Below are 558 nucleotides of genomic sequence, written 5' to 3'. Positions count from 1 at the left end.
CACACCGCCAGTACGCCGACCAACATATCCACCGAGCGTTCACTCAAGATGCCAACCATCGACTCGCGTCCAACGCCTTCGTTCCGCAATCTCCGCGCCAATTGGTTCGCACGCTCGTTCAGTTTCCAGTACGTAAGCTGCTGCTCCTCGTACACCACCGCCACGCGATCCGGCACAAGCTGTGCCTGTTCTTCCACATAGGTATGGAAGAAGGATCCTGCCTCGACTACAGCAACATCCGATACCCCCACATCTCCAAATCCATGAATGATTTGTGCTTTTTCCTCGGCAGGTACCATATCCAAAGCTGCCAGTGGCTGTTGTGGATGCAGTGTAATTGCACGTACGAGTTCGGTAAAATGCTGTGCCAATCGCGCAATCGTCTCAGGCTTGTACAGCGCCGTGCTGTATTCCAGACGGCACAGAATGCCTTCTGGCTGCTCTATTGCATCCAAGCTCAGATCAAATTTGGCCGTATGATTTTCCAGCGGATACGAATGTAAGGTCAGACCTTCCAGCTGGAACTCCTGCTGCTCCAATGTTTTCAACTCAAACATC

At 52.3% G+C, this 558-nt stretch carries 1 protein-coding gene; it reads right to left on the bottom strand.

Going from position 1 to position 558, the window contains the following annotated elements; all coding sequences use genetic code 11:
- A partial coding sequence (locus tag WA407_RS26260) for a condensation domain-containing protein (protein WP_336078732.1) occupies positions 1–558 on the bottom strand: 558 nt, incomplete at both ends.

Source organism: Paenibacillus sp. 203 (assembly GCF_037027525.1).
GTDB lineage: Bacteria > Bacillota > Bacilli > Paenibacillales > Paenibacillaceae > Paenibacillus > Paenibacillus polymyxa_B.
Note: the sequence above shows the minus strand (reverse complement) of the source record. Positions and strands in the feature narration are given on the sequence as shown.